Raw genomic sequence first — 988 nt, 5'->3', positions numbered from 1 at the left:
AGCCGGCGAGGTCGTGAACGACGTGCCGCCGTCGAAGCGGGGCATCGCCATGGTGTTCCAGTCCTACGCGCTCTACCCGCACATGACCGTCTACGACAACATGGCGTTCTCGATGAAGATCGGCAAAGAGAACAAGGCCGAGATCGACCGCCGCGTGCGTCAGGCCGCCGAGATCCTGCAGCTGACCAAATATCTCGACCGCCTGCCCAAGGCGATGTCGGGCGGCCAGCGCCAGCGCGTCGCCATCGGCCGCGCCATCGTGCGCAATCCGAAGGTGTTCCTGTTCGACGAACCGCTTTCGAACCTCGACGCCGCGCTTCGCGTCGCCACCCGCATCGAAATCGCCAAGCTCAAGGAATCGATGCCCAACACGACGATGATCTACGTCACCCACGATCAGGTCGAGGCGATGACGCTGGCCGACCGCATCGTGGTGCTCAAGGACGGCCACATCGAGCAGGTCGGCACGCCGATGGACCTCTACAAGAAGCCCGGCAATCTGTTCGTTGCCCAGTTCATCGGCTCGCCGGCCATGAACATCCTGCCCGCGACCATCGAAAAGACCGGCAATCCGACCGTCGTCAGCCATGTCGGCGGACGCAAGGCGACCGTGCCGATCGCGACGCCGGCTTCGGCAAAGGGCGCCGCGGTGAGCTTCGGCGTGCGTCCGGAGGACCTGATCATCGCCAGCGGCGCGGACTATCTGTTCGAGGGGACGGTCGACTATGTCGAGCAACTCGGCGAGGTGCAGCTTGTCTATGTCGACATCGGCCGCGCCGACCTGCCGCTGGTGACCAAGCTGCCCGGCAATGTCGAGGTCAAGCGCGGCTCGACATTGCGGCTGAGCGCCAATGGCGAGGACCTGCATATCTTCGACACCGATGGACGCTCTTTCACGTTGCATGAAGTGGAAGCAAAGGCGGCTTAACCGCAAAAAAGAGCGGCGGGCCGGGGCCCCCGCCCTTTTACTTGGGGATCGGCTTCGGGT

1 protein-coding gene is annotated in these 988 nt (G+C 63.9%); it reads left to right on the top strand.

Annotated elements, in window-relative coordinates; all coding sequences use genetic code 11:
- A partial coding sequence (locus EN943_RS37150) for an ATP-binding cassette domain-containing protein (protein WP_127416623.1) occupies nt 1-928 on the top strand: 928 nt, incomplete at its 5' end.
- Nucleotides 929-988 lie beyond the last annotated feature (60 nt).

Source organism: Mesorhizobium sp. M7A.F.Ca.US.006.01.1.1 (genome assembly GCF_003997935.1).
Taxonomy (GTDB): Bacteria; Pseudomonadota; Alphaproteobacteria; order Rhizobiales; family Rhizobiaceae; genus Mesorhizobium.
The sequence above is the reverse complement of the archived record's forward strand: the minus strand, read 5'-3'. Positions and strand labels throughout refer to the sequence as shown.